Raw genomic sequence first — 15,946 nt, forward strand, 5'->3', positions numbered from 1 at the left:
CTAAAAAATAAGCTTTTATGTTGATAATATTTTTTTATTAAATTATAAAATGTATTTTAATAAATATTTAAATATATTTTATTTTTGTGATTTAATATGGGTTGTTTTTAAGTATCGCAAGGCTTTCTTCTAAGCTATGGACTTTGGGATATTGTTTTTGTGTTTTTTAATTTTTCCTTTTTTCGATGTTTTAAAAGCTTAATAAAAATCAAAAAATCATTTATTGCGTATTCTTTAAGGAGGTATAGCTATAGTATATTTTAGACTAAGCAGATATCCAAAAGTTTATCTTTTTTATTGATATCTATGTTTGTAGAATCGCTATTGTCTTTATTTGCTTCTTTCTCAGCTTTAGCTTCTACTTTTTCTTTTTTTCTTGAAATTTTAAAGAAAAGTTTATAGTTTGCCTATTTACTTCACTTTTGCCAAAATTTGTGGTATCTATAACGCCACAAGGTGTCATCAGTATCATTTCATTGACCTCTTAGTTTACAATGTTTACTAAACTTAAGATATTTTTTTATTTTTTTCTTTAAGTTGTAATTTTTAGATTATATTATAAATCGTATAAATAAGATAAAACTTAAATTTATTGAAATAAATTTTTATCCATTTAATTCGCTTTTAAAAGCATCAATCATTTATATTTTGCTTATTGTTTTATAGTGTAAAAATTTTTAAAATAGGATTTTATCTTAAAAAATTTATGATTTTTAATTTCAGATATTGGTTCCCTTGAAAAATTTTAAAAAGTTTGGTAAAAAATATTAAGTTTTAAAAATATCATCCGATTTAAATAAAGTCTTAAGACTCAATCTAAAAGGAGGATGTATGGTTTCAGATGTTTCTATGGGTAATGCTAATTTAATGACTACTGTTAATACTTCAGTTTTGAAAAAATCTATGGACACAAACGAGGCATTGATGAATGAACTCATCGAAGGTATGGAAGGTGTCTCTCAAGCCTCCGCTCCACAAGCTTCTAGCTCTAGTGGTTTGGATATTTACGCTTAAATATCTTAAGAACAAGCTTAAGAACTTTTTGGTATCTTGGGCTTGTTTTTTTAAATAATTATTTCTTTAGTATTTTTTCGTTATAATTTTACCATTTTATTTATCGTATTAAATTTTTACAAATATTTACTTAGGAGCAAGGATGCAAATGATAAAGAAGATGGTTTTAAGTGAAACTTTCCCTGGTATTTTGCTTATATTTTTTACATTTTTAGCTTTATTATGTAAAAATTCTTCTTTAAGTGTTATTTATACAGATTTTTTTCATGCTAATTTTACAGTAGGATTTGATCATTTTCAAATTTCAAAGTCGTTGGATTTATGGATAAATGATGGTTTGATAGCTATATTTTTTCTATGTATAGGGCTTGAGTTAAAATATGAAATTTTACGTGGGCAACTTAAAAATATAAGAGCTGTATCTTTACCTATATTTGGAGCTTTAGGGGGTATGATTACTCCGGCTTTAATTTTTATTGCTATTAATTATGCTCATGATTTTGCTATGAAAGGTTGGGCAATACCTACAGCAACTGATATAGCTTTTGCAGTGGGTATTTTAATGCTTTTGGGAAATAAAATTCCTACAAGTTTAAAACTTTTTTTACTCTCTTTAGCTATTTTTGATGATTTGGGTGCTATTGTTATTATTGCTTTGTTTTATACAGATCAGCTTTCAGCTTTAGCAATTATTATTTGTTTGTTTTGTATATTTGCTCTGCTTTTGTTAAATTATTATCACATCACCCATCTTTCTTTGTACGTGTTGGTAGGTGTTGTGTTGTGGATAGCTATGCTTAAAAGTGGAGTGCATGCAACTTTGGCTGGTGTGATCATTTCTTTGTTTATACCTCTTGATACAAAAAATAAAAAACCTTATTTACATGAAGTTCTTAAGGATTTAAATCCTTGGGTAGTTTATTTTATTTTACCTTTATTTGCTTTTGCTAATGCTGGGATTGATATTAGAGATATGCATCTTGGTTCAGTATTTTCGCCTGTAAGTCTTGGGATTATTTTAGGACTATTTTTAGGAAAACAATTAGGTGTTTTCACTTTTTGTTTTATTGCTATCAAACTTAAACTTGCAAAATTACCTGAAAATATTAAATATGGAAAATTTTATGGTATATGTATTTTAACAGGCATCGGTTTTACGATGAGCTTGTTTATTGATGGTTTGGCTTATAAAAATAGTGATATTTTTGAATATGCGGATAAACTTGCTATTTTAGTAGCTAGTTTTTTAAGTGCCATTGTTGGTTTTATTTATCTTAAGATTGTTAAATGAATAATATAGTACATAAATTAAAAACTTTAGTTTTAAATGAGGCTTTTGGCGGCGTTTTACTTATAGTTTGTACTTTGCTTGCTTTGCTTGTGCAAAATGGATCTTTTAGCGAACATTATCGAGAATTTCTAAATTTAAAAGTCGGATTTAGTGTAGGTGAATTTGAGCTTAATAAGCCTTTTTTACTTTGGATAAATGATGGGCTTATATCTATATTTTTCTTTGCTATAGGGCTTGAGCTTAAGAAGGAATTTTTGCACGGGGATTTTAAAAATCCTAAAAATATTGTTTTACCTTTTATGGCTGCTTTAGGGGGTATACTTATACCTGCGATGTTGTTTGCTTTGGTAAATATAGGAGATGCTTATACTTTAAAAGGTTGGGCTATACCTACAGCCACAGATACAGCGTTTGCCTTAGCGATTTTAATGATGTGTGGCAAGCACATTCCATCAAGTTTAAAAATTTTCTTACTTTCTTTGGCTATTTTTGATGATGTGGGTGCTATTTTAATTATAGCTATTTTTTATACGACAAAATTATCAATAGTTGCTTTTGTCGTTGCAGGACTTGCTATTTTGGCAATGCTTATTTTAAATCTTTTAGGGATAACAAGAAAGTCTTTTTATTTTATTTGCTCAGTTATTCTTTGGATTAGTGTTTTAAAAAGTGGAGTACATGCAACTTTAGCTGGAATTGTAACAGCATTTTTTATACCGATGCAAACTAAAAATGGAGAAGCATTTTTAGAAGAAATTTATGAAAGCTTAAAATTTTGGATTGCTTTTATTATTTTACCTTTATTTGCTTTTGCTAACGCTGGAGTAAATTTATCCAATATCGATATAGGAGCAATTTTTTCAGGTGTAAGTATAGGTATTTTCTTAGGGCTTTTTGTGGGTAAACAAGTGGGTGTATTTTTATTTTCTTATTTGGCAATCCGCTTTAAATTTGCAGCTTTGCCCCAAGGTTCAAATTTGAAACAACTTTATGGGGTTTGCATACTTACAGGAATTGGTTTTACAATGAGTTTGTTTATTGATGGATTGGCGTATGAAGTTAGTGATATTTTTAATTATGCAGATAACTTAGCTATTCTTATAGCCTCATTTTGTTCTGGGATTTGGGGTTTTATTTATCTTAAATTCTTTACTACTCGATCTTAAGGGGATTGATGAGGCATATTTTTTTTATTATTACGATTATATTTTTTATAAGTGGATGTAGTTTTTATCAGAATCTAAACTATCGTCCTAGTTACAACACAAATAAAGAAGCAAGGCTCAAGGTTATTGCAAATGAATGGAAAAAAACCCCTTATGTTTTAGGTGGAACTAGTAAAAAAGGTGCTGATTGTTCAGGATTTACACAGAGCGCATTAGCTCAGCTTAATATACGCATACCTCGCACTACAAAAACTCAATTAGGTTCTGGAAGAAAAGTTTCTAAATCAAAATTGCAAACAGGAGATTTGGTATTTTTTAAGACAGGTAGAGGGCCAAATGGTATGCATGTTGGTATTTATATGAGCAAGGGAAAATTTATACATTTATCTACTAAAGGTGGAGTAAAAGAAGTCGAGCTAAATAGTTCTTATTGGAAGGCTCGTTATATAGGAGCAAGAAGGTATTAAAGTGAAAATAGGTGTATTTGATAGCGGGGTAGGGGGGCTTAGCGTTTTAAAATCTCTTTATGAAGCTAGACTTTTTGATGAAATTATCTATTATGGAGATACCGCAAGAGTTCCTTATGGAGTAAAAGATAAAGATACTATTATAAAGTTCTGTCTTGAAGCATTGGAATTTTTTGAACAATTTCAAATTGATATGCTTATCATTGCATGTAATACTGCTAGTGCTTATGCTTTAGATGCTTTAAGGACAAAAGCACATTTTCCAGTATATGGTGTAATTGATGCAGGGGTTGAAGCAACGATAAAAGCTTTGCATGATAAAAATAAAGAAATTTTAGTCATTGCAACAAAAGCAACCATTAAATCAGAAGAATACCAAAAGCGTTTATTATCCCAAGGATATACAAATATAAATGCTTTAGCTACAGGGCTTTTTGTGCCTATGGTTGAAGAAGGTATTTTTGAAGGAGATTTTTTGCAAAGTGCTATGGAGTATTATTTTAAAAATATCACAACTCCAGATGCTTTGATACTCGCTTGCACTCATTTCCCTTTACTAGGTCGTTCTTTAAGTAAGTATTTTGGTGATAAAACAAAATTAATTCATTCAGGAGATGCTATAGTTGAATTTCTTAAAGAAAGAGAAAATATAGATTTGAAAAATCATAAAGCAAAATTACATTTTTATGCTTCAAGCGATGTTGAATCTTTAAAAAATACTGCTAAAATTTGGCTAAATTTATAAGGAAATAAAATGATAGAATTGAAAAAACCAGATGAAATAGAAAAATTAAGAATAGCAAATCAAATTGTAGCAAAAACTTTAAATTTTTTAGAGAATGAAATTAAAATAGGAATGAGCTTAAAACAAATCGATAAAATGGCAGAAGATTATATTTTAAGCCTTGGTGCCAAGCCATCATTTAAGGGACTTTATGGTTTTCCAGGTGCCATTTGCACATCTTTAAATCAAGTTTGTATCCATGGAATTCCAGATGATAAAATTATCAAAGAGGGTGATATTTTAGGTCTTGATGTGGGAAGTTTGATTGATGGGTATTATGGGGATGCAGCAAGAACTATTGCTATAGGAGAAGTTTCACCCGCTGATAAAGCTTTAATCTCTTGTGCTAAAGACGCGTTATATCATGCTATAGATATTATTCGTGATGGAATGCGTTTTAAGGAACTTTCAGCTGCTTTAGGCGAATTTATCCATGCAAGAGGTTTTGTCCCGCTTCGTGGATATTGCGGGCATGGTATAGGACGAAAGCCCCATGGAGAGCCTGAAATTTTAAACTATTTAGAAAAAGGTGCGAGTGCAAAAAGTGGCCCTAAAATTAAAAATGGAATGGTGTTTTGCATAGAGCCTATGATATGCCAAAAAGATGGAACACCAAAGCATTATAATGGAAAATGGGATGCTGGAAGTATTGATGGGCTTAATGCGGCTCATTATGAACATTGTGTTGCCGTGATTAATGGGCGTGCTGAAATTCTTTCTATGATATGATATTAAATTATAAAAATAATATTTTTTTCTTAAAATTCTAAAAATTTAAAATTTTTTAAATAATATTGTAGTAATATTCTTTAATAATTTAAGTTACTAAATGATATTTTTATAGCAGATTAAGTGTTTTTAGAATAAAATGTCACATCGTATTAAACTAAAACATAAATATGGTTTAGATAATTTAATAAAAATTGTTAAATTATCTAAATATTTATTTTAGTTTAAAGAGATCTTTTAAGATCTCGTTTGGGTTAGGCTATTTCCCTCCCCCTTTTTATTCGTAGCCTAACTCTCTTTTAGAGTTTGGAAAATCTCTTTAAGCTAAAATATATTATATTTGCTTAAAGAGAACAAACGATTACTATTCTTATTTAAATAAATTTTTAAAATCCATTGTAGAGTTATAAATTCCAGCATTATCCATAGTTTCGCCCATGGTAATTGCGGTTGCTAATTCTGATAGAATGATTTTTATTTCATCTCTTTTATCTTGTATATAGGCCAATACACCTCCGTAATTACTTGTTTGAAGAATTAAAAGTGGATTAGCAATTTCAAATTCAAAAAGTTTTTTACCAACATAAACATTGAAAATATTTCCAAAAAGAGCTGTTCCCATGAAAGAGCAGTTTTGTATAAGTTGTGACGCTGTGGCATCAAGAGTTCTTTTTTGCATATCATCTGAATTTTCATCTATTCTTTCTAGAATGCTTTTTTCTATTTTTTTTAAAGACATATCAAGCACTTGAAGTGCTCCTATAAAATCATTTGCATCATTGATTTGAGAGCAAATTTGATTTGCTTTAAATTCATTCACGCCTTGAATTTCACCTAAGTGTTTTTTAAATATATCTAAATCACTTTTCATTGTTTACCTTTCAAAAATATTGCTAAATATTTAAAAAGCAAAAAGTGTTCCTAAATTAGGATAAGTTAGAATTTACCCAAAAAACAATCTCATTGCCAATTTTATTCAAGGCTTTTTGAAAAGCATTATAGGTAGAGCGGATATCTTTTTTTTCTATTTTTTCTTTAGTATTGAAAATTTTATGAGCTATTATTTGATTGTTTTCAAGATTTATGAAATTTACACTTACAGAAATTTGAGCGTAGTTTTCATTGTTATTAAGAATTTGCTCAAAAGAGTTAATCCTGCTTTCAAGAGCATAATCCGCACTTAAAGAGCTTGTTGAAGAAAGCAAGGTTGTAAAAATATTGCTTTGTTCAAATTTTGACAAAATTAAAAAAGAATAAAGATTGCTTGGTAAATCTCCCCAGAAATAATGTGCGTATTTGTTGCTAAAACCATTATCTATATAAATAATAGCCCGCGAGTTTAAATACAAAGGTGCATTTGCATTGCGAATTTTAAGAATTTTACCAGTTTTTTTAAAAAAAATATTTGAGTCTATTCCTTCATCTTTTAATATGATATTTTCATTTTTGTTGATGGTTTCGTGTCTTAAAGAGCATCCGCATAATATAAAAATAAAAGTCAAAATATAGAATAATTGCTTTAGCATTATTTTTCTCCTGGTCCTAGTTTAGGTTTGGTTTCTTTAAAAATCAAATCAGCAGGGCTGTTTTGTAAATTTTCTATTAGAATATTGCTTTCAATTAAAACTCGTTTAAAAAGCTCTAAATTTTGCATCAAAGATGCTTTAATATCATCATAAGTGTTTAATTTTTCATCAGCTTTTTTTATGAAATTTTTTAAAATCATCGTACTTTCTTTTATGTCTTTAAGACTGGAGTTGAAATTTTGCGCACTAAGGCTTATATTATCAGCCATTTTTCCTATTTTTAAACTTGCGTTTGAAAGATTAAGGCTTAAATTTTTAGAATTAGCGTTTAAATTTGCACTTAATTCTGCTAGATTTTGCAAAAGGATTTCTAGATTTTTAAGATTTTTTTCGCTTAAAAGTTCTTTTGATTTATCATCGGCCGTTTTAACTAAAGAAAAAATATGTTCACTTTGTCTATCTATAGTTGCTAAAAAACTTTCTTTAAAAGGAATGACTGGAAGTTTTCCCTGTATAGATACTAAATCTTTGCTATTTTTACTTCCGCCTTGAAGTTGGACAAATTTAAGTCCTGTGATACCTTGAAGTTGCAAAGTAGCAAAAGTATCTTCTTTTATAGGGGTGTTATTTTTGACCTTGATGCGTATGTTAACGCCGAGTTCATCTTGATTGTAAATGCTGATTTCTTCTACGCTACCTACTTCCACGCCCAAAAGCCTTACGGGTGCTTTTATGCCAAGTCCTGCAACGGATTCTTGTGTGTGAATTTCATAATACTTAAAACTTTCTTCTTTAGAGTATCCACCAAGCCAAAGTATGAAACCAAGGCTTGCAAAAAATACTCCAAAAACAAAAAGTCCTACAAAAAAATAATTTGCTCTATTTTCCACTTTTACTCCATAAATCTTTTAAAAAGTCGTTCATTTTGCAAGCGTAATTCTTCATAAGTGCCGCAAAATCCAACTTTTTTATTTTCTAAAATGATAAAACGATCGAGTAAATTTTTCATACTTTCTTTATCATGTGTAACCAAAATGATATTTAGATCAAAACTTTTTTTTAACTCTAAAACCAAATCGTCAAATTCACGACTACTATGAGGGTCAAGTCCTGAAGTAGGTTCATCTAAAAAAAGCAATTTACTATCAAGTGCTAAAGCTCTAGCAATTGCCACTCTTTTTTGCATACCGCCACTAAGTTCGCTTGGAAATTGTTTTAAAACACTTTCGTTTAAGCCTACCATTTTTAGCTTCATTAAAACCAGTTCTTGTATGCTATTTTCATCTAAATGAGTGTATTCTTTTAAAGGAATGGCGATATTTTCATAAACATTAAAAAAGCTAAAAAGTGCAGCAAACTGAAAAACCACACCCCATTTTTTACGCAAAGCAAGTGCATCTTTTTCGTTGATATTTTTAAGTTTATAGCCTAAAATTTCATATTCTCCACCATCAAAATGTTCAAGCATAAGCATTTGTTTTAAAAGGACGGATTTTCCACTTCCACTACCTCCTAAAATACCAAAAATTTCGTTTTTTTTGATTTCAAAACTTACGCCATCATGGACAATTTTTTCTCCAAATTTTGTAATGATATTTTGCGCTTTAATAACCATTTAAATTCCTGCAGAAGTTAAAACAACAGAGAATAAAGCATCAAAAGCTATCACCCAAAAAATAGCATTTACAACGCTTTTTGTTGTATAAATTCCTATGCTTTGTGTAGTGTTTTTTACCTCAAAACCACGAAAACAAGCAATAAGTCCTATCAAAAATCCAAAAATAGGTGCTTTTGCAAGTCCTATAAAGATATGTTTTATATCTACAGCCTCTCTAAAACGTCTTAAAAATTCGGCAAAAGAAATATCAAGATTTAATTTTGCAACCATCATTCCACCTATAATACTGATCGCATCGCTAATGGCAACGATTAAAGGCATAGCCACTATCAAAGCCATGACACGTGGAATAATAATAAATTCAAAAGAACGAAAACCCATAGTATTCATAGCTGCAATTTCATCAGTAATTTTCATCACTCCAATTTGTGCGGTATAAGAACTTGCACTTCTTCCTGCGATCACTATGGCAGCGATTAAAGGTGCAAGTTCTCTAGTGGCTGAAATTCCCATCAAATCCACTATGAAAATATTGGCTCCAAATTGTGCGAGTTGATAAGCAGCCTGATAGGCTAAAACCACTCCTACTAAAAGAGCGGTTAAAATAACTATAGGTAAGGCTTTAAAAGCAGAATTTTCTATATGATATAAAAAAGCAATAAAGCGAAAATTTTTAGGATTTTTAAGGCATAAAAAAAGACTTGTGAAAAAAGCTCCTGTGAAATTGATGAATTTTCTTAAAATTTTTAAAAGTTCTAAACTTAATTTTCCAAGATCGATAAAGTATTCACTGAAATTTTTATGTGATTTTTTTGTTTTGCTTAGTCTTTGGTAGTTTTTTTCACAAAGTTCAAAAAGGGTTTGAAAGCGTGAATTTAAGCCTTCTTTGGTGATTTTAATATTTTTATCTTTAAGGTCGTTTTCCAAAGCAAGGAAAAATCTCACTCCAGCGGTATCGATTGCTTTTAGATCTTTAAAATCAAAAATCACTTCCTTGCTTTGGATCAAAGCTAAAAAATCTTTTATTTTTAACTTATAAATGCTTGTTTTATCCCAAATTCCAAAGATAAAAAGAGTGTTATTTTGAAATTTGAAATTTGTATTCATTTTATTTGCTAAGGATAAAATTTACAAGCTTTGAAACGCTAAATCCAAAGTGTTCAAACACATCTTTGTCTTTGCCACTTTCTCCAAAACTTTCTATGCCATACACTTTATGGCAAAATTTATAAAGTTCATTAGAATGCGCTGCTTCAACACCTATAACTTCACCTTTTAACAATCTTTCTTGATAAGCTTTATCTTGTTTTTCAAAAAGTTCAAAACAAGGCATGGAAACAACATTACAAGCAAAACCTTGTTTTTCAAGTTCGTTTGCACTTTCTAAACAAAGCCAAACTTCACTTCCACTTGCTAAAAGTGTAAATTTAGCCTCTTTGCTTTCTTTGAGTAAATACGCTCCATTTTTTACATCTCCAAAAACAGGTTCATTTAGAGCTTTGAGTTTTTGGCGTGAAAGCACAAAAGCACTCGGAATATCAGCATTTAGGGCTATTTGCCAAGCTTTGACATTTTCCACCCCATCAGCAGGTCTAAAGGTTAAAAAATTTGGCATAGCTCTAAAAGTGCTAAGTTGTTCTATAGGTTGGTGTGTTGGTCCATCTTCGCCCACGCCTATGCTATCGTGTGTGAAAATGAAAAAATGTTTGATTTTCATTAGAGCTGCTATTCTTGCGGCAGGTTTTAAGTACTCGCTAAAGATGAAAAAAGTTGCCGAAAATGGTAAGAAAATTCCATATCTTGCAAAAGCATTGTTAATCGCTGCCATAGCGTGTTCTCTGATACCAAAATGGATATTTTTACCTTCTACAAAGTCTCCCATGCCGTGAAGTTCTGTTTTGTTTGAAGGGCCTAAGTCTGCACTTCCACCTAAAAATCCTTCTAAATTTTTAGCTAAAACATTTAAAATTTCACCATTACTATCTCTTGTAGCAAGATCTTTTCCTTTAAAATCAGGATAAGCTATCTTGTTAAAATCAGGATTTAATAGCCTTTCTAAAAGTTCTTTTTTAGCACTTTTTTCAAGCTTATCTTTCCATTTTGCTTCTTCTAAATCCCCAAGTTCTACAGCACTTTCAAAGCGGATTTTGCTTGCTTGTGGGATATGAAAACTGATATTTGGATCAAAACCTGCTTGTTCTTTGGCTTTTTTAATCACTTCTTCACCCAAAGGTGCGCCATGGCTTTTATGACTGCCTTCAAGCTCTCCTGCACCCTTTGCTATAGTTGTTTTTGCGATGATAAGACAAGGTTTTGTGGATTTTTTAGCTTGTTCTAAGGCTTTATTGATTTCTTCATAATCGTGTCCATTTATACTTAAAACTTCAAATCCTTGTGCTTCAAAACGCATTTTTACATTTTCGTTAAAGGCTAAACCTACATCGCCTTCTATGGAGATATTGTTGCTATCATAAATAAGTATGAAGTTATCAAGTTTGTGAAGTCCTGCTAAAGAACAAGCTTCATAAGAAATGCCTTCTTGTAAATCCCCATCTCCGCAAAGACAATAAATTTTATGATCGATTAAATCACTGCCTAGCAAATTTTGTGCTTTTTTTGCTGCCATAGCAAAGCCTACAGCATTGGCAACGCCTTGTCCTAAAGGGCCTGTAGCGATTTCTACTCCAAGAGTTGAAATTTCAGGGTGTCCTGGGGTTTTAGAATGAAGTTGGCGGAAATTTTTAAGATCTTCTAGGCTTAAATCATAGCCGCTTAAATGTAAAAAACTATAAAGCAAAGCACTTGCATGTCCGCCTGAAAATACAAGTCTATCGCGGTTTAGCCAAGTGGGATTTTTAGGATTGTGTTTTAAATGATAACTTAAAACACTTAAAATATCTGCTAAACCCAAAGGTGCACCTGGGTGTCCTGAGTTTGCTTTTTGCACCATATCGGCACTTAAAAATCTTAGAGTATTTGCCTGTTCTTGTAAAATTTGAATGTCCATTTTTTGCCTTTATAAGTATTGAATTATTAAATTTTGTATCATTTGCGCGAGTTTTTCATTAAGTTTTTCTAAGTCTTGTTCGCATTCATTAAGAAGATTTTCTTTTGTTTTTATGGCTTGTTCAAGTCCAAGCAAATTGACAAAAGAATTTTTATGAATATCGTTATTAGTAGGCTTTCCGCTTTGTTCTTGACTTGTAGTTACATCGATAATATCATCATTGATTTGAAAAATCAGTCCTAGTTTTAAACCAAGTTTGTAAATTTGGTTGCTTTCTTCGTTGTTAAGTTCGCAAATTTCACAACCCATTTTTAAAGCTGCAGCGATTAATCTTGCGGTTTTATGTGTGTGTAAAAACTCAAGTTCATTTAAACTCAGTCTTTTGTCTTCAAAAAAACAATCAATAGCTTGTCCTATGACCATTCCATTAAGTCCTGCATTAAAGGCAAGGGTTTTGATGAGTTTGATTTTGATTTCATCTTTTAAATGAGCATGACTTAGAACTAAAAAAGCTTCAGTATTTAAAGCATCACCCACTAAGATGGCTGTAGTTTCATCGTAGCTTTTGTGTAAGGTTGGAATTCCTCGTCTAAAGTCTGCATTATCCATAGCGGGTAAATCATCGTGTATGAGTGAATAAGTATGGATAAATTCCAAAGCTAAAGCCACATCTAAAGCTTGATTTAAAAGTTCAGGTTTATTGCTTTGTACTACGCTTAAAAGCAATTGTGCGCGAAAATGCTTTCCTCCCGCTTTTAGCATAAGGGCTAAAGCTTCATTAAAAAAAGGATGAAAGCTTTCAACTTTAGGTAGATTTTTTTCTAAGTGATGGATAAAAAGTTCTTTTAAATTCACTTAGTAAGCCTTATGAAAAATTGAAATTTACCATCGCCACCTGAGTTGGCATTTCCGCCTAGTTCATTGTTGAAATTTGATAAAGGTAATTTAGTACTTTTGCGTTCAATTAAGATGCTAAAGTCATTACCAGCACTTAAAATATTTTGTAATTCTTTAAAATTATTTAAAATAATATTATTAACGCGTAAAATTTTATCTCCTACCATAAATCCTGCATTTGATGCTTTTGATTTTGGATCTATTTTGGTTACAACAAGACTAGTATTAACCGTTAAACCAAGATTGCTTGTGAAATTTGTAATTTTTGGTTTTGGTTTAGAATCAGGAAGGTTAAATTTGCTCAAATCTTTTGCAAAAACTTCAGTAGAAATATTTAAATCCATATTATCACGCAACACTTGAAAATAAAGAGTGCTTCCGCGATCTGCAAAAAGAATTTTTTCATTGAGTTTTCTTAAATCATTGGCGGGCAAGCCATCAACACTTATAACTTGATCGTTGATTAAAAATTGTGGATTTTTTCTTACATTGTTAACATAAATTTTATTTTCTCGAATAACAAAATCAACGCCAATATCCCCCCAATAAACATCGTTATATTTCATAAAATGTTTTAAATAGCGATTGCCTATAAAAGAGCTATTATTTAAAGCAATCCCCATCATTTCACAGCACGGAGTCCCTAAAAGTCCTATTTTAGAATTAAAATCAAGTTGATCTTTTTCATCAATATTTTGAGCTAAATACTTAATATGTCCTATATAGGGTTTATTAGGATCCCAAATTCCAACCCAATCATTACGAGTAAGTTTTTCTTCATCACCCATAGGAGTAGGGATTAGGCTAAAGTCAGTTCTTACAAGGTATAAATTTAAAAATGGATCGTATTTTACATATTTGTTAAGCTTAGTATTAGGCTGTTTTAACACAGCAAGTAAATTTTCACTGAGTGCAAAAGCTGGCATTCCTTCATAGTTAAGCATGCTTGCCTTATTTCTTTCATAACCTGCTAAAAAATCTTCAAATTTAGGTCTTTCTATACCAAAAGACAAAGTAAAAAGCATACAAATAATTAAAATTTTTTTCATAATTTCATACCTCCAAAACCGCCTAAAACATCATTCGCCATACTTGAGCGATTTTGCGCAACCATAGCCAAAACATCATTAATTGCAGAAATAAGTAAAATTTGCAAGGATTCTTTATCTTCAAGTAAAGAATCATCAATGCTAACATCGATAATCTCGCCTTTTCCATTAGCGCTTACTTTAACAAGTCCTGCTCCACTTTTGGCGCTAAATTCACGATTTGCAAGTTCTAGTTCTATATTTTTTGCTTTTTCTTGAACTTGATTTAAAAGTTCACCCATTTTAGAAAAATCCATATTTTCAAACATTGATTATCCTTGATTTTTTAAAATTTCATTAACAACTACTTTATCACTAAAAGGATATTTTATCCCTTTAATTTCTTGAGTAGTTTCATCACCTTTGCCTAAAATAACGACTAAATCGTCATTTTCTTTTAGTTCTAAAGCTTTTTTTATAGCTTCTTTTCTATCTTCTATCATTAAAACTTTTTCTTTTTTAGTAAAGCCTGATAAAATTTCTTCCATGATGGTTTTTGGTTCTTCGCTGCGTGGATTGTCACTTGTAATGATAGCAATTTTTGCAAAATGTTCGACGATTTTTCCCATTAAAGGGCGTTTGGTTTTATCTCTATCTCCACCTGCTCCAAAAACAACGATGAGTTTTTTATTTTTAAGAGTGTCAAGCACTTTTTCAATGCCATCAGGCGTATGAGCAAAATCTACAATCACACCTTTTGCTACTTGTTCTACCCTGCCACAAACCCCGCCAAATCCACTGATAGCTTTTTCCAAGTCTTTTAAATCAGGCTTTACGAGTTCATTCACACAAGCACTAGCAACTAGAAGATTGTAAAGATTAAAAAGTCCTAGCAAGGGCGAGTCTATGTGAAAAGTTTGATTTTTATTTGTTACAATAGCACTAATGCCTTCTTCTAAAGAATAAGCTTTGATTTGATATAAAGCAGGATTTTCTATGCCATAAGTAAAAGCATTACGCACATTAAATTTAATAGCCAAAGCATCTTTGTTGATAAATTTTAAACTCTCATCGGTAAAAAAAAGTTCTTTTGCTTCTTTATAATTTTCAAAAGTACCGTGAAAATCTAAATGATCTTGAGTGATATTGGTAAAAATTTTAGCAGCAAAATTTAAGCCTTCGATGCGGTTTTGAATTAAGGCGTGTGAGCTTACTTCCATGATGAAAAAATCACATTTTTTTTGAGTGGCTATTTGTAGGTATTCTAAGGTTTTAAGAATAGGGGAGGTGGTTAAGGATTTTTCATCGATTTGTTCATCGTTGATAAAAGCTCCTCTTGTCCCACAAAGCCCACACTTATAACCTAAATCCAATAAGATAGAATAAATCGCTGCTGCGGTTGTGGTTTTGCCATTGGTTCCTGTGATTCCTATGATTTGAATCTTTTCATCGATTTTTAAAAGTTTTTTACACTCATTTACATCAATGATTTTTGCACCTTTTTCTAAGGCTTGAGCGTGAAATTTAGCATTTTGTGTGGTTTGCAAAAAAAAGCATTCTTTTTCACACTCTAAGGTGTTATCTGTAATGAATGAATTTTCAAGTTTTAATTTCACTTTTAAATCCCATGAGTTTTTCTTGGAGTTTGATAAATCTATCATTTGCCCAAAAATGAGGCATAACATTTTCTATATAATTTAAAGTCATATCTTTATAGCCATTATCAAGTAATTTTTCCAAAAAATCTAAAAAATCATCACGATTATCAATAACTAATTTAGTGCTATTAATGATATTTTCAAAACTTTTTTGAAAGCCAAGTTCTTCTTCGCTTTTTAAAAAATCTTGATAATTTAGCGCATGCCCATCTTCAAATTCGTTTTCCTGTTTGTTTTCTTGTTTTTTAAATTCAATTGTACTTAAAATTTCTTCTAAGTCTTTATCAATGCTAGAGATTTTGTAATGTTCTATATAAAAATCAAAAAGTAAAGAAGCTTCTTTAGGAGATTTTAAAGCAAGATCACAAAGGCAGATAAAATTTAGCAAGCGTTTATTTTTGCGTTTTTCATAAGCCATAGAAAAATACATTTTTGCAGTTTTAAAATCTTTCTTGTAAAAATGTTCAATTCCAAGTTTTTTATAATTTTGCAAATTCGTCTGCTCCGCCGTTTAAATTGATTATAGTGATTTCTGGATGAATATCAATCTTAAGTTGCCTTTCAAGGCCATATTTTAGCGTTGTTCCACTCGATGCACAGCCTTTACAAGCTCCTATTAAATGGACATAAACAATCCCATTTTTAATTCCTAAAAATTCAAGCCCTCCGCCATCACGTTCAAGCATAGGCAAGCTCTTTTCTAAACTCGCTTTAACAGGATTTATAAGCTCTTCATCGCTAAAAGGCATCATAATTTATCC

General features: G+C 30.8%; 18 protein-coding genes and 1 pseudogene. 6 read left to right on the plus strand and 13 right to left on the minus strand.

All coding sequences use genetic code 11. The features are described from left to right. Window positions 1-260 precede the first annotated feature (260 nt). Window positions 261-472 (minus strand): annotated as a pseudogene (locus AJ882_RS09575) (hypothetical protein). Between the two features lie 359 nt (window positions 473-831). Here AJ882_RS09575 and AJ882_RS04570 point away from each other — a divergent pair. The 6 genes from AJ882_RS04570 (at window position 832) to map (ending at window position 5,451) form a co-directional block, all read left to right on the plus strand. After that, window positions 832-1,014 (plus strand): YjfB family protein, encoded by a 183-nt coding sequence (locus AJ882_RS04570; protein WP_002867538.1) that lies wholly within the window; start codon window positions 832-834, stop codon window positions 1,012-1,014. Between the two features lie 142 nt (window positions 1,015-1,156). Beyond that, window positions 1,157-2,305, plus strand: coding sequence for a Na+/H+ antiporter NhaA (nhaA, locus tag AJ882_RS04575; protein WP_002867539.1), 1,149 nt, complete (start codon window positions 1,157-1,159; stop codon window positions 2,303-2,305). Then, entirely contained in the window at window positions 2,302-3,471 is a 1,170-nt protein-coding gene (gene nhaA / locus AJ882_RS04580; protein WP_002867540.1) for a Na+/H+ antiporter NhaA, read from the plus strand. The genes nhaA (AJ882_RS04575) and nhaA (AJ882_RS04580) overlap by 4 nt, the downstream gene beginning before the upstream one ends. Window positions 3,472-3,479: 8 nt before the next feature. After that, on the plus strand, window positions 3,480-3,938 hold the full coding sequence (locus AJ882_RS04585; protein WP_002826385.1) for a C40 family peptidase: 459 nt from the start codon (window positions 3,480-3,482) through the stop codon (window positions 3,936-3,938). A gap of 1 nt (window position 3,939) precedes the next feature. Beyond that, entirely contained in the window at window positions 3,940-4,683 is a 744-nt protein-coding gene (gene murI, locus AJ882_RS04590; RefSeq protein WP_002856245.1) for a glutamate racemase, read from the plus strand. Window positions 4,684-4,692: 9 nt separating this feature from the next. After that, window positions 4,693-5,451 carry a type I methionyl aminopeptidase gene (gene map / locus AJ882_RS04595; protein WP_002858980.1) on the plus strand — a complete coding sequence of 253 codons (759 nt, stop codon included), beginning with the start codon at window positions 4,693-4,695 and terminating at the stop codon, window positions 5,449-5,451. Between the two features lie 370 nt (window positions 5,452-5,821). On the opposite strand, the gene AJ882_RS04600 is transcribed toward map, so the two are convergent. The 12 genes from AJ882_RS04600 to AJ882_RS04655 are packed head-to-tail and all read right to left on the minus strand — an operon-like array spanning window position 5,822 to window position 15,937. Continuing rightward, window positions 5,822-6,322: a flagellar FLiS export co-chaperone gene (locus AJ882_RS04600; RefSeq protein ID WP_002858979.1), complete on the minus strand. Its 501-nt coding sequence runs from the start codon at window positions 6,320-6,322 to the stop codon at window positions 5,822-5,824. A 55-nt stretch (window positions 6,323-6,377) separates the two neighbouring features. After that, window positions 6,378-6,977, minus strand: a complete 600-nt coding sequence (locus AJ882_RS04605; RefSeq protein WP_002867543.1) for an ABC-type transport auxiliary lipoprotein family protein — start codon at window positions 6,975-6,977, stop codon at window positions 6,378-6,380. Further along, complete coding sequence (locus AJ882_RS04610) at window positions 6,977-7,867, minus strand: MlaD family protein (protein ID WP_002856572.1); 891 nt, start codon at window positions 7,865-7,867, stop codon at window positions 6,977-6,979. The genes AJ882_RS04605 and AJ882_RS04610 overlap by 1 nt, the downstream gene beginning before the upstream one ends. 2 nt (window positions 7,868-7,869) lie before the next feature. Beyond that, on the minus strand, window positions 7,870-8,592 hold the full coding sequence (locus tag AJ882_RS04615; RefSeq protein ID WP_002860093.1) for an ABC transporter ATP-binding protein: 723 nt from the start codon (window positions 8,590-8,592) through the stop codon (window positions 7,870-7,872). Beyond that, window positions 8,593-9,702, minus strand: a complete 1,110-nt coding sequence (locus AJ882_RS04620; protein WP_002867544.1) for an ABC transporter permease — start codon at window positions 9,700-9,702, stop codon at window positions 8,593-8,595. It lies immediately after the preceding gene. A gap of 1 nt (window position 9,703) precedes the next feature. Beyond that, entirely contained in the window at window positions 9,704-11,602 is a 1,899-nt protein-coding gene (gene tkt, locus AJ882_RS04625) for a transketolase (RefSeq protein ID WP_011050010.1), read from the minus strand. Between the two features lie 9 nt (window positions 11,603-11,611). Next, window positions 11,612-12,457, minus strand: coding sequence for a polyprenyl synthetase family protein (locus AJ882_RS04630; protein ID WP_002867546.1), 846 nt, complete (start codon window positions 12,455-12,457; stop codon window positions 11,612-11,614). Then, entirely contained in the window at window positions 12,454-13,548 is a 1,095-nt protein-coding gene (locus AJ882_RS04635; RefSeq protein ID WP_002867547.1) for a PDZ domain-containing protein, read from the minus strand. Before AJ882_RS04635 ends, AJ882_RS04630 begins: the two co-directional genes overlap by 4 nt. Next, on the minus strand, window positions 13,545-13,856 hold the full coding sequence (locus AJ882_RS04640; RefSeq protein WP_002851172.1) for a YbaB/EbfC family nucleoid-associated protein: 312 nt from the start codon (window positions 13,854-13,856) through the stop codon (window positions 13,545-13,547). The genes AJ882_RS04635 and AJ882_RS04640 overlap by 4 nt, the downstream gene beginning before the upstream one ends. A gap of 3 nt (window positions 13,857-13,859) precedes the next feature. Continuing rightward, entirely contained in the window at window positions 13,860-15,143 is a 1,284-nt protein-coding gene (locus AJ882_RS04645; protein WP_002867548.1) for a UDP-N-acetylmuramoyl-L-alanyl-D-glutamate--2,6-diaminopimelate ligase, read from the minus strand. After that, window positions 15,127-15,678 (minus strand): hypothetical protein, encoded by a 552-nt coding sequence (locus AJ882_RS04650; RefSeq protein ID WP_002851410.1) that lies wholly within the window; start codon window positions 15,676-15,678, stop codon window positions 15,127-15,129. The genes AJ882_RS04645 and AJ882_RS04650 overlap by 17 nt, the downstream gene beginning before the upstream one ends. Beyond that, window positions 15,665-15,937: a NifU family protein gene (locus AJ882_RS04655; RefSeq protein WP_002858971.1), complete on the minus strand. Its 273-nt coding sequence runs from the start codon at window positions 15,935-15,937 to the stop codon at window positions 15,665-15,667. The genes AJ882_RS04650 and AJ882_RS04655 overlap by 14 nt, the downstream gene beginning before the upstream one ends. Window positions 15,938-15,946: the final 9 nt, after the last annotated feature.

The organism is Campylobacter sp. BCW_6461, from assembly GCF_001762735.1.
Classification (GTDB): domain Bacteria; phylum Campylobacterota; class Campylobacteria; order Campylobacterales; family Campylobacteraceae; genus Campylobacter_D; species Campylobacter_D jejuni.

Excerpts from the sequence above, each read along its gene's own strand:
- AJ882_RS04605 (WP_002867543.1), bottom strand. The coding sequence starts at position 6,977 with ATGCTAAAGCAATTATTCTATATTTTGACTTTTATTTTTATATTATGC.
- AJ882_RS04640 (WP_002851172.1), bottom strand. The coding sequence starts at position 13,856 with ATGTTTGAAAATATGGATTTTTCTAAAATGGGTGAACTTTTAAATCAA.
- AJ882_RS04620 (WP_002867544.1), bottom strand. The coding sequence starts at position 9,702 with ATGAATACAAATTTCAAATTTCAAAATAACACTCTTTTTATCTTTGGA.
- tkt (WP_011050010.1), bottom strand. The coding sequence starts at position 11,602 with ATGGACATTCAAATTTTACAAGAACAGGCAAATACTCTAAGATTTTTA.
- AJ882_RS04615 (WP_002860093.1), bottom strand. The coding sequence starts at position 8,592 with ATGGTTATTAAAGCGCAAAATATCATTACAAAATTTGGAGAAAAAATT.
- AJ882_RS04655 (WP_002858971.1), bottom strand. The coding sequence starts at position 15,937 with ATGATGCCTTTTAGCGATGAAGAGCTTATAAATCCTGTTAAAGCGAGT.
- nhaA (WP_002867540.1), top strand. The coding sequence starts at position 2,302 with ATGAATAATATAGTACATAAATTAAAAACTTTAGTTTTAAATGAGGCT.
- AJ882_RS04570 (WP_002867538.1), top strand. The coding sequence starts at position 832 with ATGGTTTCAGATGTTTCTATGGGTAATGCTAATTTAATGACTACTGTT.
- AJ882_RS04635 (WP_002867547.1), bottom strand. The coding sequence starts at position 13,548 with ATGAAAAAAATTTTAATTATTTGTATGCTTTTTACTTTGTCTTTTGGT.
- AJ882_RS04585 (WP_002826385.1), top strand. The coding sequence starts at position 3,480 with ATGAGGCATATTTTTTTTATTATTACGATTATATTTTTTATAAGTGGA.
- AJ882_RS04600 (WP_002858979.1), bottom strand. The coding sequence starts at position 6,322 with ATGAAAAGTGATTTAGATATATTTAAAAAACACTTAGGTGAAATTCAA.
- map (WP_002858980.1), top strand. The coding sequence starts at position 4,693 with ATGATAGAATTGAAAAAACCAGATGAAATAGAAAAATTAAGAATAGCA.
- nhaA (WP_002867539.1), top strand. The coding sequence starts at position 1,157 with ATGCAAATGATAAAGAAGATGGTTTTAAGTGAAACTTTCCCTGGTATT.